This window comes from Agaribacter flavus, assembly GCF_042646125.1.
GTDB classification, from domain to species: Bacteria; Pseudomonadota; Gammaproteobacteria; order Enterobacterales; family Alteromonadaceae; genus Glaciecola; species Glaciecola flavus.
The window spans coordinates 296,722-322,716 of the sequence record NZ_JBHRSW010000006.1; the positions used below are offsets into that span (position 1 = coordinate 296,722).

A 25,995-nucleotide genomic window follows, 5' to 3' on the forward strand; every position below is an offset into this window, starting at 1 on the left:
GTTTCTGTAGCCGTAGCTGGTATTTTTTTAGCTTGCAGGTAAACTAGGGTTTCGATTTGATTTCAGTAAAGATATAGGGGCATTAATTGCGTATTCATCGTCTACTGCTTGCATGTGTAATTAGCATTATTATGAGTGCTTGTGGCGGTACACCGAAACAAGCACCGTCCCCAGTTGTCAAAAAACAAGCTACACAACAACAAGAAGTCACGCGCAGCCCAATCGAAGAAATTACGGATCGTTACGAAAAGACTAAAAACAAACAAAGTACAGTTGAAGCTCTGTTGCACTATGCTTTTGAGCTGCAACTAGACAACAATTGTGACGACAGTAACACGATTGTTTTTCACTTGTATAATACTCAGCTATCAAATAAACAATTAGCTGAATTAGAATTACTGCGAAGTGAATGCTTACTTAAAGAAATTTTGGACAAGCCAAAAGATACGTCTTCCGCTCAAAAGCTCGATTATGCCGATACTTGGTTAGCGAATGCAAAAGACCTAAGTCATGCCAATTACTCGCTCACCGATAGTTATACAAGTCGCCTAGCGTTAGCTAATGCGGTAAAACAAGTGCTTGCTGGGCAATATAACGAAAGCATTGAAATGCTTGCCCGCAATATCTCAAGCCCGTCGATACTCAGTACTCACCGAGTAAGCCTGTTATGGCAAGCACTCAGTCAACAAACACAAACTCAACGCAAAGTATTGTGGGCGAATACGCCCTCACTGCGACCGTACATTGACTTGTTAGCCATTGTTGAAGATGACGCACTCGCAGACACTAGCCGGCAGGAGGCGGTAAAAGCTTGGCTGCAGAGTAACGCCAAGCTTGAGGCCTCGGAACAAATTCCTTCTATTGTATCTACTTTCACGAATCTGACACTCTCTGAGAAAAGAGATATCGCCGTCATTATTCCCTTGTCAGGGCGTTTAGCCAGTCAAGGCAACGCCATAAAACAAGGCATATTGTCCGCATACTACCGCTATGCAAATACTTTAGGTGGCGATCCGAGTGAAGAAGCCCGCTCAATAACATTCATTGACAGTGGTTCATCAGAAACCTTGAGTGAGGATGTAAGTAAGCTAAACTTTGAAGAATTTGGGGTAGTCGTCGGCCCATTACTTAAAAGCCATATTCAAGAAATATCGGACTTGATCCCAAGTCAACTAGCACGGGTTCATCTTAATTCACCCTCTACTAGTGAGCATCAAGGAGAAGATACCTTACTAACGAGTTATTTCGCACTGTCTCCCGAGCAAGAAGCTCAAGAGTTAGCCTCATTGGTAGCGACACAAGGGATCAGTAAACCCATTGTTATTTATGAAGAAAGTAATATTTCTACTCGTATGAAAAATGCTTTCATTGAACGCTGGAGTGAATTATCAAACCAGCAAACCGAGACGCCAAATCGCTTAACTGAAGTGAGTTTTACCGATAGCAAAACCATGCGTACAGGGATTACTTCTGCATTGGATGTACTACAAAGTAAAAAACGCATTGACCAGCTTTCTGCTCTTAGCGCTGAGGTAGTGCATAGCGTGACCAGAAATCGCCGTGATATTGAAGCCTTTGTGGTATTCGCTAGCCCTCAAGATCTCGAGCTTCTCAATCCCATTATTGAAAGCAGTATCAGTTTATTTAGCAATAAAAAAGTCCCAGTATTCGCAACTTCATACAGCTACAACCACAAATACAACAAGAATAGTATCCGCGATTTGCGCAATGTGGTGTTTATAGATATGCCCTTTGTCCAACCAGAAGCGCGAAACTCCGATTTGTCTGTCACTGTCGATGAGTTGTATAACCAACCGTCCAGTACGTTCTTGCGTTTGTTTGCTTTTGGCTACGACGCGCTGACGGTGGCAAAAAATGCCTTGCAACTCAAACTGTTTGAGCAAGTTTCAAAGAAAGGGTTGAGCGGCGAGTTATCAGTATCACGAGATGGCTTAGTCAATCGACGCTTATCCCCCTTGGAAATCCAAGATACAGATAATATTGATGGCGATTAAACAATGGGAAGCACCGAACATTGGTGCTTTGGCTGAAACGAAGGCAAAACAATATTTGCTCGACCAAGGTTTAAGGTTTGTTGAGGCCAACTATAAGTCCAAATCTGGAGAAATCGATCTTATCTTCAAGCAAGCGCAACTTTGGCTGTTTGTTGAAGTCAAATACCGAAGTGATAATTCTCATGGTAGTGCGGCTGAATTTTTTACGCCGAATAAAAGACGTAAAGTAGTCAATGCAATAATGTGTTACTTTATGGAAAAACAACGTAATATTCATCACGAACACATTCGCGTAGACCTCATTGCGATTGATAACAATACCTTGCAATGGATAAAGAATGTATAGAGATCAATGAGCTAAGAAGTGCATGTTAGATAATATTAAAAAGAACTTTACAGAAAGCATTCAAACAAAAATTGCGGCAGCAGAAGCCATCCCTGAATCAATAGAAAAAGCATCAAAAATGATGATTCAAGCCTTGATCATGGGTAACAAAATACTTACCTGTGGCAACGGTGGCTCCGCTGGCGATGCGCAACATTTTTCGTCAGAGTTGCTCAATCGATATGAGCGAGACAGGCCCCCGCTACCCGCGATAGCCTTAACTACGGATACTTCCACATTGACATCCATTGCTAATGACTTCTCGTATGACGACGTTTTTTCTAAGCAGGTCAAGGCATTGGGACAACAAGGTGATATATTGCTCGCCATTTCTACAAGCGGAAACTCAACTAATGTTATCAATGCCATGCAAGCCGCGCTAGCGCGAGACATGACCATCGTCGCCCTTACCGGAAAAGATGGAGGTGAAATGGCTGGCTTTATTGGGGAGAATGATGTGGAAATTCGGGTGCCATCTTCAAGAACGGCAAGAATTCAGGAAGTGCACTTATTGGCGATACACTGCTTATGCGAATCCATAGACAATGCACTGTTCCCAATCGCTTCAACATAGAATATAGAGATGAAGTATGCGTAAACGCCTAGTAATAACTATACTCTGCACACACTTACTTGTGTCTGGCTGCGCCTCTGTTGTCGCCGTAGGCGCGGCAGGTACCGCCGCCTCTTCAGCCTCAGATAGGCGCTCAGTCGGCACACAAATAGATGATAAAACCATGGAAGCCCGCGTTAGTTCAGCAATCAACGCGATCCCCGACATTGATGAGAACTCGGCAATCAGTGTCCATGTATACAATGGGCAAGTTTTGTTGACTGGACAAGCCAATCAGTCGTCATTTATTGAAGCGGCACAACAAAAAGCAGCGAGTGTGACCAATGTAAAGCGTGTTCACAACCAAATTCGCCTAGGTAGCCCTATTCCTGCTTCTTCCACCATGCACGATATATGGCTAGGTACGAAAATTAGAACACTCATGGGTACCAACAAAAAAGTCCCACTACTAAAGCTCGACTTAATTGTTGAGGACAGCGAAGTGTTTATCATGGGCAAATTGACACGCAAAGAAGCACTAGCTGCCGTTGATGTCGCCAGAAATGTCAAAGGTGTGAGTAAAGTAGTTAGAGTGCTGGAGTTGACGGACTAATAAACCATGATCAGTGTATTTGACATGTTCAGTATCGGCATAGGTCCGTCGAGCTCTCATACCGTGGGTCCAATGAAAGCTGCCAATGCTTTTGTATCTCAGTTATGTGAGGACAAACTAATAGACCAAACAAGGCGTTTTAGTGTTCAGTTGTTTGGTTCCTTAGGACAGACCGGCAAAGGGCACGGTACTGGAAAAGCCGTGATTCTCGGCCTAATGGGTTTAACCCCAGAAGGCGTTGATGTCGATCATATTGAGTCGCTACTCAAAGAAGTAGAGCAGAAGCAATTACTTAAGTTGCAAGGTATTGATCACTCGGTAAATTTCCCCAATCGTGACGCAATTATATTTCATCGAAAAAAGTCGTTGCCTCTGCATCCAAATGGCCTAACCTTTTATGCTCACAGCGAAGACGAAATCCTATTCCAAGAAAGCTACTACTCCATCGGAGGTGGCTTTATTGTCAAAGAAAGTGAGTTTGCGGCACAAAAAGAAAAAGCCTTGATAACTGCCGACATACCCTACCCTTTTGAAAAGGCAATAGAGCTTGTCGAGACCTGCAAAACCTATGGTTTTAGCGTCAGTAAACTGATGCTAGAAAATGAAAAAGCCATACTACCAGAAGCGGAAGTCAACTCGCGCTTACTCGACATTTGGACAAACATGAAAAAATGCGTTGAGCGTGGTATCCGAACAGAGGGTATTTTACCTGGAGGACTTAAGGTACAGCGCAGAGCACCTGGTCTCTATCGACGACTATTAAGCGAAAAAACAGATGATCCCATGTCAGCTATGGACTGGGTAAACTTATTCGCGCTAGCGGTTAACGAAGAAAACGCAGCGGGCAGCCGAGTGGTCACCGCCCCAACTAATGGAGCGGCGGGTATCATTCCCGCTGTGTTATGTTACTACGATAAATTTATTCGTCCAGTAGATGACGAGACTGCTTGTCGCTATTTACTCACCGCTGCAGCAATTGGTATTTTATACAAAAAAAATGCGTCTATCTCTGGTGCAGAAGTAGGCTGTCAAGGCGAAGTGGGCGTTGCATGCTCGATGGCCGCTGGCGCCTTGACAGAAATCATCGGTGGCTCTGTTGACGCCGTTGAGAACGCGGCAGAAATAGGCATGGAACACAATCTCGGTTTAACCTGCGACCCTGTGGGCGGTCTTGTTCAAGTGCCATGTATTGAGCGCAATGCAATGGGCGCGATCAAAGCTATTAATGCTAGCAGGCTTGCTATGCGAGGCACAGGACAACATAAAGTGTCTTTGGACAAAGTGATTAAAACCATGTGGGACACGGGCAATGATATGAAGTCCAAATACAAAGAAACCGCCAGAGGCGGTTTAGCTGTTAACATAATAGAATGTTAATGTAATTAAACGCGAGACTTATTTGATCACTCGTAAATTAGCCTTACTTTTTGGTTTTTCTGGAGATGGCTTAGGTGGCGTAGAGTCATTATTGTTGTCTTCTACCACACCTAACGACGTATTTTGCTGTTCCTCAACTGCAGGTAGTTCCTGTGTAAAAACAGTGCCAGCACCATTCTCTTTTGCGTAAATAGCGCCTACAGCCTCACATGGGAACATAACATTGGTCGGTTGCCCACCAAAACGTGCCTGAAAAGACACGGCATCAACATCCATTACAAAGTTAACACAAGCAGCTGGGGAAATATTTAATACAATCTGATCATCTTTGACAAACTGCATCGGGACATCAACATTCGGCCATCGTGTACTGACGACAACGTAAGGCGTTAAGCCGTTGTCCACAATCCAGTCATAGAAAGCTTTTAGCAAATAGGGTTGATTGGATGTCATTCCTTGCTGCATAACAATACCACTTACAATGGGTTGTGAATTTCTCTTTCTTGATCAGTCAGTGATGCTTTAAACGAACCGCGTTCAAAAATACGCTTCATATAAGCATTTACTTCGCGGCTGCCAGCTCCGCTTAGCGTAATATCTAGTGCAGGTAGGCGCCACAACAAGGGAGCAAGATAACAATCCACTAAGCTAAATTCTTCACTCATAAAGTAAGGGGTCTCAGCAAAAATCGGTGCCAGCGACAATATTGCTTCACGTAACTCAGTTCTGGCTTGTTCTGCTCCTTCCTCATTTCGGAATATACGAGCAGCGAGACTATACCAGTCTTGTTCAATTCGGTGCATCATTAAGCGACTCGTTCCACGAGATACTGGATACACAGGCATGAGTGGAGGATGCGGAAAACGCTCGTCCAAATATTCCATCACAATATGTGATTTGTACAATACTAGTTCACGATCAACTAGGGTAGGAACAGTACCATAAGGGTTTAGCTCTAACAGTTCTTCATTCATCTGAGAGGGATCAGTAAAAATTATTTCTACCCCTACACCCTTCTCTGCAAGCACAATACGCACCTGATGACTATATATATCTATATTGTCAGAAAAAAGAGTCATTATTGAACGTTTGTTAGTGGCTACTGCCATTAAAACCTCCGTTAGCTGATGCTGTGTGTTGTATTTTGTTGAAAATAAATGCATAAAAAGGGGCTACAAAGCCCCTTTTTAAAAAGGTCGTGAATTGTAAACTATTACTTCACGTCTCGCCAGTATTCTTTCTTAAGAAGTAGCGCGAAGACAAAGAATATTACAATAAATATTAAGGCGCCGCGTCCAATACTCTCAGACTCCAAACGTGAAGGCTCACCGGTATATTCCAAAAAATTGACTAAATCGCGAATAGCCGTGTCGTATTCCTCTGGCGATAAAGCACCATTTCCATCTGACTCTACAGTGAATACTTCAGATTTAGTCATTTTCCCATCTACCATGACTTCTTTGTAGACTTTACGAGGGGTACCTTGTAAAGGCTCCAATACATGTGGCATCCCAACATCAGGGAAAACCAAGTTGTTTACGCCAAACTTTTTATCTTCGTCAACATAAAAGGTACGCAGGTAAGTATAAAGCCATTCAGGGCCTCTAACTCTCGCGACCAAGGTTAGATCGGGTGGCGGACCACCGAACCATTTGGCGGCGTCTTCAGAAGGCATAGGCGTCGTGATGTAATCAGATACTTTTTCCCCAGTAAACTGTAAGTACGCTTCACCCAATTCCTCTGGAATACCCAAATCATTAAAAGTACGCTGATACCGCTGATACTGCATTTGGTGACAGCCCAAACAGTAATTCATAAATATCTTCGCACCGTTTTGCAGTGAAGGTTTATCTTTTAGGTCGATATCAACACTGTCTAGTGGGTAACCTGAGCCTGCCGCGAAGCTAATACTAGGAACAAACAATAATAATGCTAACCAACGCTTCATTTTGGGATCCTCGTAGGTACAGGTTTAGTTTGCTCACTCTTAGAATATAAGAACAAGGCAGCAAAAAATGCAAAGTACATGATCGTCGCGACTTGTGAAGCGATGATTTTCCAGTTTTCTTGTGGCGTGCCACCTAGGTATCCAAGAAACACAAACACAATAGCGAACACAATTAAGTTAACCTTGTGTAAGCCACTTCTGTACCTCCACGAGCGCACATTACTGCGATCAACCCACGGCAAAGCGAATAGCACACCAATAGCTGCAAACATGGTCAAGACACCAAACAACTTATCTGGCACCGCCTTCAAGATAGCGTAGAAGGGGGTGAAATACCAAACGGGGAAGATATGCTCTGGCGTTTTCAGGGGGTTAGCAATTTCGAAGTTAGGGTGCTCTAAGAACTTACCACCCATCTCAGGTGCAAAAAACAAGATATAGCAAAATGCAAACAAGAATATAGTAAATGCAACTAAGTCTTTTAATACGATATGCGGGAAAAATGGCACAATATCGTCCGCAATGTCGTACTTGCTTGTATAGTATTCGTGAATAGTAAACTTAGTTTTTTCTTCCTCAGACAAGCTACCTTTTTTGTGTTTGATATTGACACCATCTGGGTTGTTAGAGCCAACTTCGTGTAAAGCAATGATGTGTAAAAACACTAAAATAACAATAACAAGTGGTAATGCAATTACATGTAAGGCGAAGAAACGGTTAAGCGTTGCACCTGAAATAACATAATCGCCCTGAATCCAAATAACCAAATCTGGACCAATGACTGGGATTGCGCCAAAGAGTGATACGATAACCTGCGCACCCCAATAAGACATTTGACCCCATGGCAATACGTACCCCATAAAGGCTTCAGCCATAAGTGCGAGGTAGATCAACATACCAAAGATCCACAATAGTTCACGAGGCTTTTGATAAGAGCCATAGATCATGCCTCTGAACATATGTAAATACACTACAACGAAGAAAGCCGAAGCACCGGTACTGTGCATGTAGCGAATTAACCAACCGTAATCAACTTCGCGCATGATATATTCTACCGAAGCAAACGCGCGTTCTGCAGATGGTTCAAAGTTCATGGTAAGCCAAATACCAGTGACGATTTGATTTACTAGTACGATGGTCGCCAAAAACCCGAACACATACCAAAAGTTCATATTGCGTGGAGCAGGGTATTGAATGGCGTGCATATTTGCGACACGCATTAAAGGAATACGTGCCTCAATCCAATTAAGAAAAGCATTCATTAGGCAGCCTCCCCATCAGAGCCGATAAGTAAGGTATTGTCGTCTAAAAATGTATATGGCGGCACTTGAAGGTTAAGACCAGCAGGTACATTTTGGAACACACGCCCAGCCATATCAAACTTTGAACCATGGCAGGGACAGAAGAACCCGTCTTGCACACCCTCTGCATACTGTGCAAATGCACCATTAGACAAATGCTGAGGAGAACAGCCTAAGTGTGTACATATACCCACTAGCACCAAATACTCGTCTTTAATCGAACGATACTGGTTTTTTGCATATTCAGGTTGTTGTGGCTGGTCAGAAGCGGGATCTTTTAGCTGATCTTCATGCTTTGCCAAGGCTTCGAGCACTGCTGCAGGACGACGAACGATCCACACAGGCTTACTTCGCCACATTACACGAATTAACTGGCCAACCTGAACACCGCTTATGTCGACTTCGACATCAGCACCGGCTGCTTTTGCTTTAGCACTGGGGTTCCACGAGGCAATAAAAGGAACGGCAGCACAACCTGCACCCACTGCACCAACAACTGAGGTTGCCACAGTCAAAAACTTGCGTCTGTTACTGCTTTCTGGTGCTGAAGGGTCTTGGGCTGACTTATTCGCATCTAATGATACTTCACTCATCAACTGTTCTCCGAGAGTTGGAAAGGTATTTCAACCTGTAAAAATTTGGTAGACATTAGGCGTTATCGGCAAATATTCGAAAAATCGAACAGTACACAATACATACACTAATCCACTAAATAAAAATTGTCGTGTATGGTAAAAGAAAACACCCTGTGAACACAAGGATTTACTGTCAAAAACACTAGCTTGCAATTGTTTTAAGTCAAGAAATCTGCACACCGAAGAAAATTTACTCTTTACGACTGCCCATCAACGCGATCTCGGCGCATATTTTCAAACAGTGAAGGCTCCCAAGGGCGCATAGCAAGTAGCATTCCCGTGTGTGTTCGCTGATGCAGTGGAAGGGCTTGGTCTTCGATATTGAGTTGTGCTGCTTCTTTAGTTAACTGATTCAGTTTGCGTTGAATAATTTCAATGGAGCTTTGTGAGTATCTACCGCGTAAGTAAAATCTAAAAATCCAAGGTTCGCCTTGCTTAGGTGCCATAAATTTAACCATCACTTCTTGTTCCATGAAGCGCTCTAGCCTGCCACCAGGTATCCAACGAAAATCTTGCGCAATCAATGACCGAAAGCGATTGTTGGGCAAAAAATCGATAATACGTAGCTTATCAAGTTTAGCGAGTAAACGAATACATTCAAATTCATCAATTTCATAGTAGTTGATAATGTCTTCAAATCTCCAACCATCACGCACACAAACGGCCACCAATAATACCCGCGGATTGTCTAATAGTTCCTGCTCTTGGGCGTGGGTCAACTGACTTATTTTTTCCAAACTTTCCTGTGCCATCAAAAATAAATCAGACAACGCAATATTTAAGTGATCGCAAATCTCTTCTAATCTCGTCAACGAAAAACTCTTCGACGCAAACATACGCTTTACATTCGCTTCGCTCATATCTAATGCAGAGGCAAGCTTCTTATAAGTGATCCCCTCGGATTTGAGCAAAGTTTTTAGAGTAGTGATGAGGTTGTTTATTTGGCTCATAGTAACAAACACCAATCAGTCTATTATTTATAGACTTAAAAGCTAATATATTACTACTAAGTTTACAATAGTTTACGTAGTAAATACTCGGCGCTATGGTTAGCCCAACACTTAATCAAAGAGTTCTACGTTAATGACAAAGAGGGATATCAATATGAACACCACCACTAAAACTGTACACGCGCCAACATCAGCATATAGAGGTGCGGCGATGATCGCGCTAGCAGTAGGTACTATTTCTTACTGTATAGGACTGTTCAATGCAGAAATGGCATTAAATGAAAAAGGCTACTATTTATCCATATTGCTATATGGCTTATTTTCTGCCGTGTCGCTACAAAAAACAGTGCGTGACAAACAGGAACACATCGAAGTTTCCGATGTATACTACATGCTCTCTTGGCTCAGCTTAGGTGCTGCTGTGTTGCTTCTTACTATCGGACTATACAACGCTGAGTTATTGTTAAGCGAAAAAGGATTCTTTGGTATGGCTTACACATTGAGCCTATTTGCGAGTATCACCGTTCAGAAAAACATTCGAGATATGAAAAGTGTTGAAACCGACACCCCGGAGCAAGGCGTGAGTGAGCATTTCGACCTTGAAGAAGACGAGTAGCCAACACATTAAAGCATAAAAAAACCCAGCTAAAGCTGGGTTTTTGATATGTAACTTGTACTGTACGTGTAATCTTAACGCTTCGAGAATTGAGGGCGCTTACGTGCTTTATGTAGACCCACTTTCTTACGTTCAACGCGACGTGCATCACGTGTAACGAAACCTGCTTTACGAAGAGCAGGACGAAGGCCTTCATCGTATTCCATCAATGCTCTAGTGATACCGTGACGGATAGCACCTGCTTGACCAGAAATACCACCACCTTTAACAGTCACGTATAGATCAAACTTTTCTAACATTTCAACAAGTTCTAATGGTTGCTTCACGATCATACGTGCAGTTTCACGACCAAAAAACTCGTCCAATGGACGTTTGTTTACAACGATGTTACCACTACCTGGACGTAAGAATACGCGAGCAGTAGAACTTTTGCGACGACCTGTGCCGTAGTACTGAGATTCTGCCATCTTACTCGCTCCTTAAATATCCAATACTTGTGGTTGTTGTGCCTGATGCGTGTGCTCTGGACCAGCAAATACTTTCATTTTGCGGAACATCTCACGACCTAAAGGACCTTTAGGAAGCATACCTTTGACTGCTTTTTCAAGAACCATTTCAGGCTTTTTCTCGATAAGCTTTTCAAACGTTGCTTCTTTTAAGCCACCTGGGTAACCAGAATGCGCGTAATACATTTTGTTTTTCGCTTTGTTTCCAGTTACTTGGATTTTTTCAGCGTTTACAACAACAATGTAGTCACCAGTGTCAACGTGAGGCGTATACTCTGGTTTATGCTTTCCACGTAGTCTAGATGCAATTTCTGCAGCCAAACGACCTAAAGTTTTGTCCGCAGCGTCAACTACGTACCAGTCGCGCTCAACGCTCTCTGGCTTTGCAACAAAAGTTTTCATTAAATTAATCACCCGAAAATTAAAATTTCACCAATAATATCAACACTATAGCCCCTTCGAGCTCGTTGATCATCCATCGTTCCCAACGATGGGTGTAACTGGGCAGGTCGCGAATTATACAGAAAAGTTTAGAAAATCAAAGTTTTTTATCGTTTTGTTTCCACATGTCTTACGGCGAGAAGATACTGTACTGAATAGGGTTTCAAAAACTATCCGCGACTAACCGAAGTAATATCCCTGACTTGCTGCAAACGACGCATAGCTTGGGTAAGCTTGTCGGTATTTGGCACTTCTACAGTGATGTTGATGACCGCAGTCCCCTTTTTAGTGTCACTGTGACTGCTCACGCCTAAAATATTCACCCTTAAATTTGCCAACTCAGTGGTTAAGTCGCGTAACAAGCCATCTCGATCGGTACTAAATACCTTGATGTTGGTTTGAAAATTACCTTGTTCTTCTGTTTCCCAACTGACTTCTATTTCGCGCTCAGGATGTTGTTTCAACATATTGTTGAGCTGCGCACAAGATGCCTTATGCACACTAATCCCCTTACCTAAAGTAATAAAACCAACGATAGGATCACCAGCAACAGGCTGACAACATTTGGCAACTTTACTCAATAAGTTACCGACACCTTCGGCAACAATACCTTGCCTTTTACCTTTGCGCATGGGTTTAAGGAGCTGTTCAGGTAAAACCTCTGGTGGTTCAACCGGTTCGTGCAATTGCTGCAGATAATGCACAACTGTCATCACCCTCAGATCACCGGCACCCACTGCCGCATGTAAATCATCCAATGATTTCATGTTGTATTTGTCGACCGCTTGTTCAGGTACTTTTAAAGGCAAATGTATTTTCGTTAACTCTCGCTCGAGCATTTCCTTACCCGCTTCGCGATTTTTGTCTTTGTCTTGCTTTTTAAAGTAAGAATGAATCGTCGCTCTTGCTCTAGCTGTGTGAGCATAACCCAACCCAGGGTGCATCCAATCTCGTGACGGAGTGCCGTTTTTGCTGGTCAGCACAGTCACTTGATCACCCGTCTGCAATCGATACGTAAACGGTACTATGCGATTATTGACTTTGGCGCCGGTGCAACGATGACCCACGTTGCTATGAATATAATAGGCAAAATCCAAGGGCGTTGCCCCAGATGGCATGTCGACCACATCACCCTTGGGCGTAAATACATATACCCTATCGTCAAAGACCTGATTTTTAAACTCTTCCAGCAGATGACCTGACTCTGCCATTTCTTCTTGCCATTGCAGAATCTTGCGCAACCACATTACGCGCTCATCTAAATCTGCACTCTTACCAGCACTGCCCTCTTTATAACGCCAATGCGCAGCCACACCAAGCTCCGCATCTTGATGCATTTGTTCAGTACGAATCTGAATCTCTATTGACTTACCTGCAGGGCCAACAACAACCGTGTGAATACTCTGGTAACCATTGGGTTTGGGTGTTGCAATATAGTCGTCAAATTCAGCAGGTAAATGGCGATAGTGCGCATGCACTGTGCCCAAAGCGGCGTAGCAGTCCTGCAATCGATTGGCAATGATACGAAGGGCACGAATGTCAAATAACTGCTCAAAGCTCAGTTGTTTTTTTTGCATTTTTTTATAAATGCTGTAAATGTGCTTAGGCCGTCCAATGACTTCTGCCTGAATATGCTCTTTGTCCAATAAGCTTTGCAAGTCATCAACAAAATCAACAATATATTGCTCGCGGTCTTTGCGCTTTTCTTTTAATTGTTTGGCAATTTTTTTATATATATCGGGATGCAGATAACGAAAAGAGAGATCTTCTAGTTCCCATTTCAATTGTCCAATACCCAATCTATTTGCCAATGGTGCATATATCTTTGCGCACTCTCTAGCAACAACCACGCGGGTTTCTTCGTCTTCTTCCTTAATGCGATGCAAAGTACATATGCGTTCAGCCATTTTTATCACTACGGCTCTCACATCTTCGGCCATCGCAAGCATCATGTTGCGTAACTTTTCAACTTGTTCGCTATTTTGTTCTAGTGTGGACTGAATGGCTTTAATATCGTCCATTTTACGCACTTTGAGCACTAAGCCAGCAATCGCTTCACCAAAACTTGCTACAATTTCGTCTGCACTTAAGTTGTGAATTTGGCAGTAAGGAAATACTAATGCTGCTTGAAGTGTTTCGTCATCCATGTGTAATTCATGGAGAATTTCGACCATTTCTTGGCCAATCAATAGAATATCCGGCGCCTCCGCGACGCTTCGAAGCTTATCCTTTGTCTTATCAGGCAGGGGGAGTTGTGCGAGCCACTCAGAAAATTGCGGCCGCTCGTCTTGATGCACGCGCCTAATGGATACCATTGGCTGACTTCCTTATTAATTCTTCAGCAATCTACACAATTGCAATCCTGGCTCAGTGGTATGAGTGTTTTATTTTTTCCTCACCAACAAGGCCATTACTTCCATATGTTCCGTAAACGGAAACATATCTAGGGTACAAATTTTTTCAACCCGGAACGTCTCTCTCATGATACCGAGATCTCGAACAAAAGTGCTTGGGTTGCAAGATACATATAATACCTTGCGAACACTTGATTTTGCTAACTTTTCCGATAACCTTTTTGCCCCACTCCGCGCAGGATCCAGCACAACCAGTGCGTCCTTTTGCAGACTGACAGTACTCAGTTCATTTTCAGCGTCTAAATCCGCCTTTGTCGCACTGACTTTGCCTAGACCATTGAATTGCGCATTTTCTTGACAGCGCTTAACCATATTATCAGATACTTCGTAGGCATATACTTGAGCTGCTCTAGCTGCCATTGCCAGAGAAAAGTTACCTGCACCAGCAAAAAAATCATACACAATGTCTTGCTTTGTCGGCGACAACCACGCTATCGCTCGTACTAACATTTGTTGATTGACCGCTTCGTTAATCTGCACAAAGTCAGACATCCCGACCTGTAAGCTTTGCTGCAAATTTTGTTCCTGATAACCTTTTACACGCAAAGGCTTGGACGCTTCGCAAGTCTTGTCTTCTTGCTTATGCAGGACACGAAGGTCAATTTGCAATTGCTTAGCCAAAGCAGCTAGAGAACTTGCATCATTATCGCGCAACTTCTTGCTGCAATGCACCGCCATCGATACACCGTCTATGCTTTCAAAAAATACTAAGTGCCCGATATTCCTTACGCTAGGCAAAAGCTTAATGTGCGGGAGTATACTAAATATAGCCTTCTGTAGTGGTAGGGTCAGTATTGCGCAAGCGCTGATATCAACCACAGTATTTGAATTCACAACGCGATAGCCAATCTTCACTTGTTTTGGGTTGCGCGCATCGACAGACAAACGCACTTTACGCCGATACTGAGGCGGGGATTCGATACTGGGCTGCCAAGTATCTTCGCTTAACGCCAATTTGTGGGCTAAATGCGCTTTCAATGCTTGCGTTTTTTGGCTTATCCCCTGAGCCTGACTTAAGTGCTGCATACTGCAGCCGCCGCACTGATCGTAATGTTGGCAAAATGCCGCTTGCCGCTGCTCACTTGCTTCAATAATTTGTTTTATTCTCGCCGTTTGAACCTTTGTACCGCTTTTGTGCAGACTGACAAGCAATCGTTCATTGGGTAAACCACCAGATACCAAGGTAATAGGCACTGTCGACAAGCAAACACCTATGCCGTGATAATCAAGGGTATCGATGCTTAGTTCAACAGGTATTCGTGCTTGATGCTCTGCAGAACCACGTCGTGATTTCGCTTTAAATACTTTAGCCATATATACTCACGAAGATCAATTGGATTCGGCAATCGCCATTGCACAGGCATAGTGAAGCTCATCTGAAATACTAATATGCATATGCTTTAAGCTATTTTCTTCAGCCCATTCAGCCAATGCGCCAGAAAGCTCGACATAAGGTTTGCCACTGTCCTCATGTTTGATTGTCATATGCTGCCAACTGACACCGTTGCCTATCCCCGTTCCTGTCGCCTTTACGACGGCCTCTTTAACCGCAAACTTTTTGGCGAGGTAATGCAATGGTTTATTACTCGCTTGATATTCAAGCAGTTCTTCTTCAGTCAGTATTCTTTTTGCGAAAGCCTCGGACGGAGCGTTCAAATTCTCAAACCGTGCTATTTCAACAATATCAGTACCAATACCTAAAATCACCTTGCTGCCTACTACTGGCTATTTGTTTGTGTAAACGCTAGAAAATCTAGCCTCTTGCATGAGAGCCCGCATGTCACTCACCGCCTTCGCCAGACCATCAAAAGCTGCACGCGCAATAATAGCGTGACCAATGTTTAATTCAACTAACTGAGGGATAGCCGCTATGGGCTTAACATTGTGATAGTGTAGTCCGTGTCCCGCATTTACCTTCAAGCCTAAACGCGTTGCATACTCAACACCTTGTACTAATTTAGTCAATTCCAACTCTGCCTCGCGTTCACTTTTCGCTTCTGCATATTGCCCAGTGTGAATTTCGATATACGGTGCGCCTACGTCTACAGAAGCTTCAATTTGTTTTTCGTCTGCATCAATGAACAAGGAGGCCAAGGTGCCTTGCTCACTCAATTGAGTACAGGCTTGTTTGATACGGTCTAGGTTACCGGCCACATCCAAGCCCCCCTCGGTCGTGAGCTCTTCGCGTTTTTCAGGCACTAAACAGCAAAACTCAGGGCGTACTTTGTCTGCAATAGCGAGCATTTCATCAGTGACGGCCATTTCTAAGTTTAAACGGGTATTAATCGTTTCTTTTAATAGATATACGTCACTGTCTTTGATGTGACGCCTGTCTTCACGCAGATGCACGGTAATGCCATCAGCGCCAGCACGTTCTGCTATATCAGCCGCATGTACTGGGCATGGGTAATTTGTACCTCGTGCGTTACGAAGCGTGGCGATGTGGTCGATGTTTACGCCAAGAAAGATGTCTTGCATATAGTGCCTCTAACTAGAAGCTTAAGCCTCTAATCACAATATAAATGATTATAAAAATAGGAGTTTAACAGATTATTTTTGCCTTTTCTGGCTTGCTTTATCACTTAGCGAACACGTATGCGGTTGGCTAGTGATTTACAGTATAAGGGGACAACAAGAACCAAAAACGCTGCAAGTATATCCATATACGCTTTGGTTTTTCATCCATGAAAAACAAATTTTGATTCTTGTCGTCCCCTTATACTGTATATCACTAGCCTGCCATACTAAGGCAAATTGGGCTGCTCTTCAAAGTTGAGAAAACAACTCTCGACTCTTTAAGGGCTTATCACCGATTGCTAAAGGAAGTGTCACGCGCACAATATATTTTGCCACTTTTAGCGCACGTAAGGATAGATTTCCATTGCTAATTTCATGTAGCAAAGTACCTGATATGGCGTGCACGGCGCTTGCTTCACAACGCACAAAACCGTGCTCAAGTTCATACTTGTAATAGTGTGCCTCGGCTATTGCTTCACCGTTCGTTGCGTTACTAGAGAAATCAGGAAGGTATCCCAAGTTTTCCAGCAAAGCGAACTCAAACTGCCTGAGAATCGGCTCAATAGCATCATTGGTATCATGGATTATTCCGGCCAATGAGTGCAATGTTTGCTGATATATACCAAATAAATGTTCAAATGCCTCACCTTCTGGCAAAGCGCGCTGAATTATTTCGTTGATGTAAAAAGCACTATATAGAGCTTTACCTTTTAGTGACAAGGCATTGTCTAGCGAATCCAAATGACCTAAATTCTTCAAGTTCGTTCTTCCAGCACATTCAAACTCTATATACTGTAAGGGCTGCAATAAACTCTTTCGCTCAGATTTACTGTTACCCCTTGCCCCCTTTGCCACGGCGCTCACTTTACCACTTTCGCGGGTAAAAAAATCTACCAATAAACTGGTTTCTCGATATGCTCGACGGTGTATCACATAACCATTCAATACTAATTTTTGCATTTCACTGGATTCTATTCATCGTCGCCATACGGATTTTGCAAAACGGCTATTTGGCGTTTAGGCAGCAACAAGATCATTGACCAATAGTTGCACATTGACTTTGTTATTAAACTCATTGATGTCCAGTTGATACGCAATGTGAACACGTGTTGCACTATTGTCTGGCCATTGTTTCAAGTCGACATTAAAAGCTATCGCATCAAACATTCGCCCGCCTTTGGAAAGTAATAGTTTAAGGTGTTTATGTCCAACAATGCGCTGCTGTATCAGGTCAAATACGCCGTCAAAAAGCGGCGCTTCAAACCCTTGCCCCCAAGGCAATTGACACTTCAGAACTTTCGCATTTTCAAGATTCATTTCGTGAGGGCTTAGCTCACCATCAGACATCATCTGTTGTGTCAGGGGCAAGCCTCTTAAGGCCAATTCTACCGCTTCACTGAATACTTGGGTAAACTGCGTGTACGCACTTTTAGGTAATGACAAGCCGGCAGCCATTGCATGACCACCAAATTTAGTAATAAGCGTTGGAAAACGGCTGTGGATTGACTCCAAAACATCGCGAATATGCACGCCAGGAATGCTCCGAGCTGAACCCTTTAAGCTAAACTCATCTTCTTCTGCAAATACAATACTGGGACGGTAATATTGTTCTTTTAACTTCCCCGCGACAATGCCCACTACACCGGCGTGAAAACTCTCATCGTACACGCATATTCCCGCAGGTAAATCATTTGAAGCGAAAGGCAGTGCTAAGAGAATTTTTTCTGCCTCTTGTTGCATATCTTGTTGGATAACTTGCCTAGAACGGTTAAGGGCGTCAAGCTCACTGGCTAACTGACGAGCAGTATTGATATCTTCAGTAAGCAAACACTCAATACCTACTGACATGTCTTCTAACCTGCCTGCAGCATTTAACCTAGGCCCCAAGGCAAAACCCAAATCAGAGGACGCCAAAGTATTGGCTTTTCGTCCAGCGACATCTAGCAAGGCCTGAATCCCTAATCGAGTTTTACCACAACGAATGCGCTGCAAGCCCTGATGCACAAGTATGCGATTATTTTTATCCAAAGCCACAACATCGGCCACCGTACCCAAGGCAACAATATCTAGGTAGTTAGCGATATTCGGTGCAACCCTGTTTGTTCGATCGAAATACGCAGATGCTTGTAACTTAGCTCTTACTGCAAGCATTAAATAAAAAGCCACGCCCACACCCGCTAAGTTTTTTGAACGGAAGTCACAATTAGGCTGATTGGGATTCACGATTGCGTCAGCAGCAGGCAAGGTATCTGCAGCAAGGTGGTGGTCAGTCACAAGGACTTTAATACCTAGCTCCCTTGCTCTCGCCACTCCCTCAATGCTGGATATACCGTTATCCACGGTAATCAACAAGTCAGTGCTCATATCGTGAGCCAAATCAACCACAGGTGTTGACAAACCATACCCATAGTCAAAGCGATTTGGCACAATATAACTGGCCTGCGTATGACCAAAGTCACGTAAACACAACAAACAAAGCGCTGTACTGGTGGCGCCATCAGCATCAAAATCTCCAACAATCGTTATCGTAGACTGATTGATGATTGCCTCACACACTAGTTCAGCCGCGACATCGATATCTTTCAACCGCTTGTAATGCAACAAAGACTTGGTCTGCATGTCGATTTCATCAATAGACTGAATACCTCGATGACGAAGGACTCGGTCTAAAATAGATGGCATCGAAGTATCGAGAGGCGAGGATATAAGCGCTTGGCGTTTTACTATTTGCACAGGTATTTTTGTTCTGGTTATTCTATTGCAAATGTTAACGTGAGATGCCCTTTTGCGCTAGACATAAAAAAGTGATTCGCGATTTGGTTTTTTATCTTCGATATAAGAAACTGCGAATTCAGCCTGAGGGGAAAGCCAACATTGCGCCCATGCCAACGGTATAAAGCCATACTCCATACAAGCTATGCTCCACAGATACCAACCAAAAAGAACGACTCACATGGTAGGTGTACGCGAATAGCAGACCTCCACAGAAGGTCAAAATCATGACCAAAGTGTTAAAAAACATCAGATGTGCAAGGCAAAAAATGACGGCATTCAACAAGATGAAAATAGCGTGATTTGGCACCAAGCTTTGGTAGCGCGTAAAGAAAAAACTACGATACAAAAACTCTTGTGGCAGAACCGAAAACAAACTGTAAAAAACAGAAATAGCGAGCCAGAGAAAGGTATTGTTGAGCACGACATGAAAAAGCTCATTCGGCATTGTTACATAAACAAATAGACTGGTTCCTATTGCAAACAGGATGAACATAATCGAAAGCCGAATTAACACTACCTTGTATTTTTTTAAAAGTGCATTTGTATCTAGGCACAATAAACGTGACAACGTAGGCTTGATCTTTTTTTGGTAAAACGCTCGCCACGAACCCTCTCCCCATATGCGCTTACTAATGACTAATAGGTACATTAATGCCACTAAAATAAGCACGATACTGATGTAAATGATTGGGTTAAACGCGATAAAAAACGGCAAAACTACAAAAATCAGGCAAAGCTCAATCGCTTTGTACACACCACTATTGATATTTATTTCCAAACTGCTGCTGCCTCAGAGAAAGTTGAATTATTATTGGCCACATTCCCTTTAACGGAAACAAAAACCAAACTTTTTTTCTATTGTGTCCCTTTTTAATATGCCCATACGTTATCTTATTGCATCAAGTGATGTAAAAACTTAAATTAACTTGGGCTTGAGATAACAAATTAACGCAAGCCTTTTTTAAAAGGAGATAAAAATGCAAGATTACATGTTAGTTTACAAAGGTGGTGACCCCGATTGGCATATCAATACCCCACCCGAAGAAATGCAAGCGATAATGGGAGAATGGGAAAAGTGGATGGTCGCGTTAAGCGAAAAAGGTAAATTAGTTTCAGGTGGAAACCCACTCCACTATTCAGGAAAGCGCATAGAAAACACTGATGTTGTAACTGATATTGCTGTTTCTGAGTATAAGGAATTAGTCAGTGGTTATTCTATTATTAAAGCTGAATCACTTGATGAAGCCACTGAACTAGCGAAATCCTGCCCAGTGCTATTCAGCCCAGATTGCAGCGTAGAAGTCCGCGAAATTATGTGCATGGAATAGAAAAATAGAAACAACCAAGTCTAAACAGGGCTTTGGACGTTTATACTCACTTCAATCTGACGGATAAGACACGCGTATTCCTTATCCGTTAGACCCTGTTTTTTAGCTTGCTTGGCTTGCGAGTAAGCGGTCTCAACTTGACCACTTAGCGCATTAACATATGCAAAACTAGCCAGTACGCGTTGGCTGAGTTCTCCGCCACATCCATTACTTAAACCTTGAAGTATGTTAACGGCTTTATCAAACTTTCTGTTATGTGCAAGTGAAATAGCATAAGCAATCTGCATCAACGGCGAATGACTAAGCGAGCACAAAGCAGCATAATGCTGTTCGATGATTGGCCAATCCGTTTTCGAAAAACACTTAGCTCGGCAGTGTTCAAATGCAATTAACGCCTCGAGTAGGTAAACGCTGGGTTTGCCATTTGCTAAGCGCATGGCAGAAGCCATGGCATACGCCCCTATTTTGATTTCATTGCTGTCCCACAACTTCCTGTTTTGAAGATTTAATTCAATTGCCTGACCACTAGAGTCAAAACGCGAGTCTAACCTAGCCAGATGAAAATGCATGAGTGCCAACAACGCATAGGTGTCACTATCACTGTACACACTGTTGTTTGTATGGCGTAAGGCAGACAGTTCATTGCTATTTTCGGAAAGCATCAAGCGCAAAAAGCGCAACGCACTCAAACAGATATCTCGTCTATTTTCATGATCGCGATAGTGCGTACTTATGCCTTCATTGAACATCAAGTATAAACATTGATGCACACGATGAATGGCACTTTTTAGTTCACTATCATCTGGAATTTCATATTTTACTGAGGATAGGTGTTTTTTACTTCGCGTTAAGCGTTTTTTTATTGTTTCGGGTTTAGACAACAATGCGCGCGCAATTGCCTCTACCGACATTCCACCCAGCGCCTTTAATACGAGAGGAAGCCTTATTCCATCGGCCAAATCAGTACTGCTTATCCAAAACAATAGGCGTAACTGGTCATCTTGAATGGCCTCATTAGAAAAAGCTTGCTAAATTGCGTAGGTTCGACTCCATTCACTCATAAGACTTGGAGCCAGCGAGTCCTTAGTAATGCGCAAGCGATTGCTAGATTGACGCAAATGATCTAGTGCCGCGCGTTTAGCCGTCAGCATTAACCAGCCGCCGGGGTTCTCAGGTAATCCATTGCTCGCCCAATTGTCCATGGCTCGATGAAAAGTATCTTGCAGTATGTCTTCAGCCAAATCCACATTGGATGCACCAACAAGCCGCATCAAGGTCGCGAGTATTTTTGGCGAATTTTTAGAGTACAGGGCTGATATATTTGAGGGAAGGCTATCCATAATGCATTACCAAACGAGTATAGGTCAGATGCTAGAGGAAATTGAGTGATAAATCTATTGCCAGTAACATTGCCATTAACCACGTAAATGACCAAGAGCAGCTGAAAACATGTGTGATACAACGAGCTTTCCGCATCGCTTATGCCAAAACAATACCTACTGTTGCTTTTTATACTAAACACATCTTTGAGTTTTGCCGAAATAAGCTTATAAATGAGTTGAAGCAGGGTTGGCTCGGCTACGGCACCCTTCCTTGGTAGTTGAAGGTAAAGCGAGTAATAAACGAGTATAAGATGGATTAACACTACTTACTACCCTCTGTGACAGCTGACTTTAAGGCTTTTTTGATGCATTGCAGATTCAAAAACAGCGGGTAATTACGGAGTAAATGTAGTCAAGATATGAAAATAGGCTGGCCATTAGTACTGAAAACTTATTTGTCATGTGAGGAAGGTAGAGCCTCAACACATTGGTGTTAAAGCGGTATTGCAGCGTCTGTAATGCATGCCATTATCTTGACCTTAGTACTCTCACACGCCTCACATATAGTGACATCAATATTGAATACTCGCTTCAACCTTTGCGCCCAACTCATGCTGCGAGCATGGTACGGCTTATCTGGATCTTTCGGACGTTCTGCTAAGCGAGGACTATTCTTCCCACGCTGAGAAGCCGTGACCTTTGCGCGTACATTGCTATTAGGCGCAAACACGCCATAAAATCGAGTCAGGTTAAGTCTAGGCGGCGGTACCAGTGCAGCCAACTTAGTAAGCGTCATTAGAACCACACATTCCTCAAAATGTCTCACACAATAGGAAATAGGGTTTTCAATTACCGAGAACCTAGCATGAATAAACGATCCATAAAAATGGCAACATATCATGCAGATTCATGCGCAATATACGGGTACAACAAAGCAATTTTGCGCTGGGTCGAAAGGGTTGGACGGTAGGAAATGGTGGCCCCTCCCAGACTTGAACTGGGGATCTACCGATTATGAGGCCCCATTGGCAAGCTTATAATCCCTTTATAAGTGCGTGTTTTAACGTGGTCATGACCAGCAACTTACCGATATTGTTACCACCTATGAATTGTATGGTGTAACTCAAATTGATTCTTACCAGTTCTGAACTAAACTTTATTGTGGTAGTATAAAGTAGGATTATATCCTTACGAGATTTCTTTCATTGGAGGTAAATTATGGCAATGGTAAAGAAAAGTATCACAGTAACTGATCAACAAGAACAATGGATGCAAGCTCAACTTGCAACAGGTAATTATGCTAGTGACAGCGAGTTATTACGAGATTTAATCAGAAAAGAGCAAATGCGTACTAGCCAAGTTGAAGTTATTAGGCAAGAACTGATCAAAGCAGAGCAAAGCGGTTTCAGCTCTCGTTCTCCTGAAGATATTGTTAATGCGGTGATTGCTAGAAAACAAACTAATGGCGAAGTATAGATTAAGTAGTGCTGCCGATCAGGATTTCGAGCAGCTATTTGAATATGGCATTGATAACTTTGGTTTAGCTCGGGCTAAATCATATGTTGATGGGTTGATTATTCAGTTTCAAAGCATTGCGGAAAACCCGCTGCATTATCAGGCTGTTGATCACATTCGTAAGGGATATAGACGCAGCGTATATGGAAAACATGCTATTTACTACGTCGTTTCTAATGACTGCGTTGATGTCATGCGAATACTAAGAGCAGAAAACCTTAAAACTGCTTTTGAGTAATTAATGTGTCCAGTTCGTTATCAGATAGGCTCTTAGATATTGATAATCGGCTTCAGCAGCTCGCTGAAGAAAAAGAGTCATTGTTAAATGAACGTAATAGTATTCTTGCACAACAAGAAGTCGAGCTAGCCAAACACTTTAACCAACACGTTCCTCCTAAAGCTAAAGTCGATTTATTCATTTCTTATTTTAAAGGTCGAAATGACGTTTACCCGTTTCGTTGGGAATCGCAAAATGGGCGAAGTGGTTATTCGCCAGCGTGTTGGAATGAATGGAAACCTAAAATCTGTAATAAACCACGGATTAGCTGCACGGAATGCTCAAATCAACAATTCAAGCATTATGATGGTCAGGTGATATTTGATCACCTGAAAGGCAATCAAACGATTGGGATTTACCCACTTCTTGATAACAACACTACTCACATTCTAGCTGCTGATTTCGATAAGGATGATTGGATTCACTCCGTTAAAGCTTTTTCTGAAGCCTGTGATTTATATAAAGTACCTCATATTATTGAACGTTCTAGAAGTGGTAATGGAGGCCATGTATGGATTTTCTTTTCGCAAGCTGTTGAAGCAGCCAAAGCTAGAAAACTAGGTAACGGCTTATTAACGAAAGCCATGGAAATGTATCCTGCTCTCTCATTTACTTGCTTTGATCGTTTGTTTCCGAATCAAGATGTAATGCCAGAAGGTGGCTTTGGTAACTTAATAGCATTACCTCTTCAATTAGAGCCAAGAAAGCAAGGTAATAGTGTATTCATAGATTCGTCAGGGATACCTTATAAAGATCAGTGGGCTAAACTCGCTTCTATCCCGAAAATTGATAATACGGCACTTGATAGCTTGCTGGGCGAAATAACGTTAATCGATGAAAAAGCTAATAATGATTTGGCAGACACACCTTGGAAGAAACTCTCTTCTATTGATAATAATGTGATTGCCAATTGCCCAGAAGAAATAACCTTAGTTATTGCAGATCAGATTTATATTCCTATCGATAAACTTCCCAGCAAATTAACATCAAGGCTTAAACAGTTAGCAGTATTTTCTAACCCAGAGTTTTATAAACGGCAAGGCCTTCGCTTATCTACTATTGGCATTCCAAGATATATTTGCGCCGCTCATATTGAAGGTAAATTTTTAATTTTACCCAGAGGGTGTTTATCATCTGTAGAAACTCAATTAACTGAACAAAAAATTGAAATAAATTTCGATGATAAGCGGTTTTCAGGTGACAACCTTGCCAAAGTTAAGTTTACCGGAAAGCTGAAAAGTCAGCAGAATAAGGCTGTTAATGCGTTATTAGAATCATCAGTTGGTATACTGGAAGCTTCTACTGGCTTTGGTAAAACTGTCACAGCTTTAGCACTGGTTGCTAAACGTAAAGTAAACACATTGATATTAGTTCACAGTCGGCAACTGGCTGAACAGTGGTTAGAACGTATTAATGTTTTTTTAAAAGATACTGAAGTTGGTTCATTACTTGGTGGTAAGGAAAAGCTGTCGTATCAGGTTGATGTAGCCACATATCAAAGTTTAGTTAGTCGAAACGGCATGGATATAAAGCCATATATTGAAAAATATGGGCAAATAATTGTTGATGAATGCCACCATTTGCCAGCCTCAAACTATGAAAGCTTGATCAAGTCCAGTCATGCCAAATTCATTCATGGATTTACAGCAACACCAAAACGCCAAGATGGCTTAGAAAAGCTGATGATATTTCAACTTGGTGATATTGTTTATAAAGTAGTTAAATCAGGTTCAATGCTTAGTCAGCAGGTTATAGCATATGAAACTGATACAAAGTTTCCTAAAGAGTGGCTTCAACATGATACTAAACCTCATATTTCACAAGTTTATAAGCACTTAGTAAATAGTAATAGCAGAAACCAAAAGATCGTTGACGATATTCTCAGTTGTATAGATGAAAAGCGTGCAGTAATGGTGTTAACCGAAAGAAAAGAGCATATAGAACACCTGTCAGCTTTACTAACGCAAAAAGGTCTACTGGTTGTAGAACTGCATGGTGGAATATCAGCTAAGCAGCGGCAAGAGCGCATTGCTATGCTCGAAGAAAACAAAGATCTAAGTAACGATAAACAGGTAATTCTTGCAACGGGGAAATACGTTGGAGAAGGCTTTGATTTACCGTATTTAGATACTCTATTTATCACTTTACCTATAGCGTGGAAGGGGATACTAGCTCAATATGCTGGCCGAATTGGACGAGAATGGAGTAACAAAAATTCGGTTCAAGTTTATGATTACCTTGATACCTTCCCAACACTTAAGCGAATGTTTTCGAAACGTGAAAAGGGATATAAAGCACTTGGTTACGAAATAACATACCGTTAACAATACTTGAGTATATAACCAACAATTCGGAGTATAAGATGGATTAACACTACTTACTACCCTCTGTGACAGCTGACTTTAAGGCTTTTTTGATGCGTTTCAGATTCAAAAACAGCGGGTAATTACGGGGTAAGTGTGGTCAAGATATGAAAATAGGCTGGCCATTAGTACTGAAAACTTATT

The 25,995-nt window shown here is 42.4% G+C and carries 27 protein-coding genes and 1 pseudogene; 10 read left to right on the forward strand and 18 right to left on the reverse strand.

The genetic code is table 11. From position 1 onward, the window contains the following. Positions 1 to 86 precede the first annotated feature (86 nt). The 5 genes from ACFOHL_RS05605 to ACFOHL_RS05625 are packed head-to-tail and all read left to right on the forward strand — an operon-like array spanning position 87 to position 4,943. Entirely contained in the window at positions 87 to 2,015 is a 1,929-nt protein-coding gene (locus tag ACFOHL_RS05605) for a penicillin-binding protein activator (protein WP_376919218.1), read from the forward strand. Further along, positions 2,005 to 2,361, forward strand: a complete 357-nt coding sequence (locus tag ACFOHL_RS05610) for a YraN family protein (protein WP_376919219.1) — start codon at positions 2,005 to 2,007, stop codon at positions 2,359 to 2,361. The genes ACFOHL_RS05605 and ACFOHL_RS05610 overlap by 11 nt, the downstream gene beginning before the upstream one ends. A gap of 22 nt (positions 2,362 to 2,383) precedes the next feature. After that, positions 2,384 to 2,974, forward strand: a complete 591-nt coding sequence (locus tag ACFOHL_RS05615; RefSeq protein WP_376919220.1) for a phosphoheptose isomerase — start codon at positions 2,384 to 2,386, stop codon at positions 2,972 to 2,974. 16 nt (positions 2,975 to 2,990) lie between these two features. Continuing rightward, entirely contained in the window at positions 2,991 to 3,566 is a 576-nt protein-coding gene (locus ACFOHL_RS05620) for a BON domain-containing protein (RefSeq protein ID WP_376919221.1), read from the forward strand. Positions 3,567 to 3,572: 6 nt separating this feature from the next. Beyond that, positions 3,573 to 4,943: an L-serine ammonia-lyase gene (locus ACFOHL_RS05625; RefSeq protein WP_376919222.1), complete on the forward strand. Its 1,371-nt coding sequence runs from the start codon at positions 3,573 to 3,575 to the stop codon at positions 4,941 to 4,943. 18 nt (positions 4,944 to 4,961) lie between these two features. Here the strand turns inward: ACFOHL_RS05625 and ACFOHL_RS05630 are convergent, their stop codons facing one another. The 6 genes from ACFOHL_RS05630 to ACFOHL_RS05655 form a co-directional block, all read right to left on the reverse strand. Continuing rightward, positions 4,962 to 5,396, reverse strand: coding sequence for a ClpXP protease specificity-enhancing factor (locus tag ACFOHL_RS05630; RefSeq protein WP_376919252.1), 435 nt, complete (start codon positions 5,394 to 5,396; stop codon positions 4,962 to 4,964). 23 nt (positions 5,397 to 5,419) lie between these two features. Next, positions 5,420 to 6,052: a stringent starvation protein SspA gene (sspA, locus tag ACFOHL_RS05635; RefSeq protein WP_376919223.1), complete on the reverse strand. Its 633-nt coding sequence runs from the start codon at positions 6,050 to 6,052 to the stop codon at positions 5,420 to 5,422. 104 nt (positions 6,053 to 6,156) lie between these two features. Beyond that, positions 6,157 to 6,891: a cytochrome c1 gene (locus ACFOHL_RS05640; RefSeq protein WP_376919224.1), complete on the reverse strand. Its 735-nt coding sequence runs from the start codon at positions 6,889 to 6,891 to the stop codon at positions 6,157 to 6,159. Then, on the reverse strand, positions 6,888 to 8,153 hold the full coding sequence (locus ACFOHL_RS05645) for a cytochrome b (RefSeq protein ID WP_376919225.1): 1,266 nt from the start codon (positions 8,151 to 8,153) through the stop codon (positions 6,888 to 6,890). Before ACFOHL_RS05645 ends, ACFOHL_RS05640 begins: the two co-directional genes overlap by 4 nt. Continuing rightward, positions 8,153 to 8,785 (reverse strand): ubiquinol-cytochrome c reductase iron-sulfur subunit, encoded by a 633-nt coding sequence (gene petA / locus ACFOHL_RS05650; protein WP_376919226.1) that lies wholly within the window; start codon positions 8,783 to 8,785, stop codon positions 8,153 to 8,155. The genes ACFOHL_RS05645 and petA overlap by 1 nt, the downstream gene beginning before the upstream one ends. Positions 8,786 to 9,024: 239 nt before the next feature. Next, entirely contained in the window at positions 9,025 to 9,777 is a 753-nt protein-coding gene (locus ACFOHL_RS05655; RefSeq protein ID WP_376919227.1) for a helix-turn-helix domain-containing protein, read from the reverse strand. Between the two features lie 154 nt (positions 9,778 to 9,931). On the opposite strand from ACFOHL_RS05655, the gene yiaA reads away from it, so the two are divergent. After that, positions 9,932 to 10,393, forward strand: a complete 462-nt coding sequence (gene yiaA, locus ACFOHL_RS05660) for an inner membrane protein YiaA (protein ID WP_376919228.1) — start codon at positions 9,932 to 9,934, stop codon at positions 10,391 to 10,393. Between the two features lie 74 nt (positions 10,394 to 10,467). On the opposite strand, the gene rpsI is transcribed toward yiaA, so the two are convergent. From rpsI to ACFOHL_RS05705, 9 genes are all read right to left on the reverse strand, one after another. Further along, positions 10,468 to 10,860: a 30S ribosomal protein S9 gene (gene rpsI, locus ACFOHL_RS05665; RefSeq protein WP_284219154.1), complete on the reverse strand. Its 393-nt coding sequence runs from the start codon at positions 10,858 to 10,860 to the stop codon at positions 10,468 to 10,470. A 12-nt stretch (positions 10,861 to 10,872) separates the two neighbouring features. Continuing rightward, positions 10,873 to 11,301, reverse strand: a complete 429-nt coding sequence (gene rplM / locus ACFOHL_RS05670; RefSeq protein WP_376919229.1) for a 50S ribosomal protein L13 — start codon at positions 11,299 to 11,301, stop codon at positions 10,873 to 10,875. Positions 11,302 to 11,510: 209 nt separating this feature from the next. Further along, positions 11,511 to 13,655: a GTP diphosphokinase gene (gene relA / locus ACFOHL_RS05675; RefSeq protein WP_376919230.1), complete on the reverse strand. Its 2,145-nt coding sequence runs from the start codon at positions 13,653 to 13,655 to the stop codon at positions 11,511 to 11,513. A gap of 69 nt (positions 13,656 to 13,724) precedes the next feature. Continuing rightward, positions 13,725 to 15,068, reverse strand: coding sequence for a 23S rRNA (uracil(1939)-C(5))-methyltransferase RlmD (gene rlmD / locus ACFOHL_RS05680; RefSeq protein WP_376919231.1), 1,344 nt, complete (start codon positions 15,066 to 15,068; stop codon positions 13,725 to 13,727). A 15-nt stretch (positions 15,069 to 15,083) separates the two neighbouring features. Then, a complete protein-coding gene (gene acpS, locus ACFOHL_RS05685; protein ID WP_376919232.1) occupies positions 15,084 to 15,461 on the reverse strand; it encodes a holo-ACP synthase in 378 nt (125 codons plus the stop codon). A gap of 18 nt (positions 15,462 to 15,479) precedes the next feature. Next, a complete protein-coding gene (gene pdxJ, locus ACFOHL_RS05690) occupies positions 15,480 to 16,232 on the reverse strand; it encodes a pyridoxine 5'-phosphate synthase (RefSeq protein WP_376919233.1) in 753 nt (250 codons plus the stop codon). 288 nt (positions 16,233 to 16,520) lie between these two features. Beyond that, on the reverse strand, positions 16,521 to 17,231 hold the full coding sequence (gene recO, locus ACFOHL_RS05695; protein WP_376919234.1) for a DNA repair protein RecO: 711 nt from the start codon (positions 17,229 to 17,231) through the stop codon (positions 16,521 to 16,523). Positions 17,232 to 17,288: 57 nt separating this feature from the next. Then, the gene (recJ, locus tag ACFOHL_RS05700; protein ID WP_376919235.1) at positions 17,289 to 19,004 is read right to left on the reverse strand and encodes a single-stranded-DNA-specific exonuclease RecJ; all 1,716 of its coding nucleotides are present in this window, start codon (positions 19,002 to 19,004) and stop codon (positions 17,289 to 17,291) included. Between the two features lie 118 nt (positions 19,005 to 19,122). Next, a complete protein-coding gene (locus ACFOHL_RS05705; RefSeq protein WP_376919236.1) occupies positions 19,123 to 19,824 on the reverse strand; it encodes a CPBP family intramembrane glutamic endopeptidase in 702 nt (233 codons plus the stop codon). A 199-nt stretch (positions 19,825 to 20,023) separates the two neighbouring features. Between ACFOHL_RS05705 and ACFOHL_RS05710 the strand changes: the two genes are divergently transcribed. Continuing rightward, complete coding sequence (locus ACFOHL_RS05710; RefSeq protein WP_376919237.1) at positions 20,024 to 20,374, forward strand: YciI family protein; 351 nt, start codon at positions 20,024 to 20,026, stop codon at positions 20,372 to 20,374. A 20-nt stretch (positions 20,375 to 20,394) separates the two neighbouring features. Here ACFOHL_RS05710 and ACFOHL_RS05715 read toward each other — a convergent pair whose 3' ends face one another. From ACFOHL_RS05715 to ACFOHL_RS05725, 3 genes and pseudogenes are all read right to left on the reverse strand, one after another. Continuing rightward, entirely contained in the window at positions 20,395 to 21,333 is a 939-nt protein-coding gene (locus ACFOHL_RS05715) for a DUF6596 domain-containing protein (RefSeq protein WP_376919238.1), read from the reverse strand. Between the two features lie 69 nt (positions 21,334 to 21,402). Then, the gene (locus ACFOHL_RS05720; RefSeq protein ID WP_376919239.1) at positions 21,403 to 21,714 is read right to left on the reverse strand and encodes a sigma factor; all 312 of its coding nucleotides are present in this window, start codon (positions 21,712 to 21,714) and stop codon (positions 21,403 to 21,405) included. A gap of 493 nt (positions 21,715 to 22,207) precedes the next feature. Continuing rightward, positions 22,208 to 22,486: pseudogene (locus ACFOHL_RS05725) on the reverse strand (IS91 family transposase); the annotation flags it as partial. 428 nt (positions 22,487 to 22,914) lie between these two features. Between ACFOHL_RS05725 and ACFOHL_RS05730 the strand changes: the two are divergent. Genes ACFOHL_RS05730 through ACFOHL_RS05740 form a run of 3 tightly spaced genes read left to right on the forward strand, consistent with a single transcriptional unit; the run spans position 22,915 to position 25,812 of the window. Next, positions 22,915 to 23,172: a ribbon-helix-helix domain-containing protein gene (locus ACFOHL_RS05730; RefSeq protein WP_054552832.1), complete on the forward strand. Its 258-nt coding sequence runs from the start codon at positions 22,915 to 22,917 to the stop codon at positions 23,170 to 23,172. Continuing rightward, a complete protein-coding gene (locus ACFOHL_RS05735) occupies positions 23,159 to 23,449 on the forward strand; it encodes a type II toxin-antitoxin system RelE/ParE family toxin (RefSeq protein ID WP_376919241.1) in 291 nt (96 codons plus the stop codon). The genes ACFOHL_RS05730 and ACFOHL_RS05735 overlap by 14 nt, the downstream gene beginning before the upstream one ends. 5 nt (positions 23,450 to 23,454) lie before the next feature. After that, the gene (locus ACFOHL_RS05740; RefSeq protein WP_376919242.1) at positions 23,455 to 25,812 is read left to right on the forward strand and encodes a TOTE conflict system archaeo-eukaryotic primase domain-containing protein; all 2,358 of its coding nucleotides are present in this window, start codon (positions 23,455 to 23,457) and stop codon (positions 25,810 to 25,812) included. Positions 25,813 to 25,995: the final 183 nt, after the last annotated feature.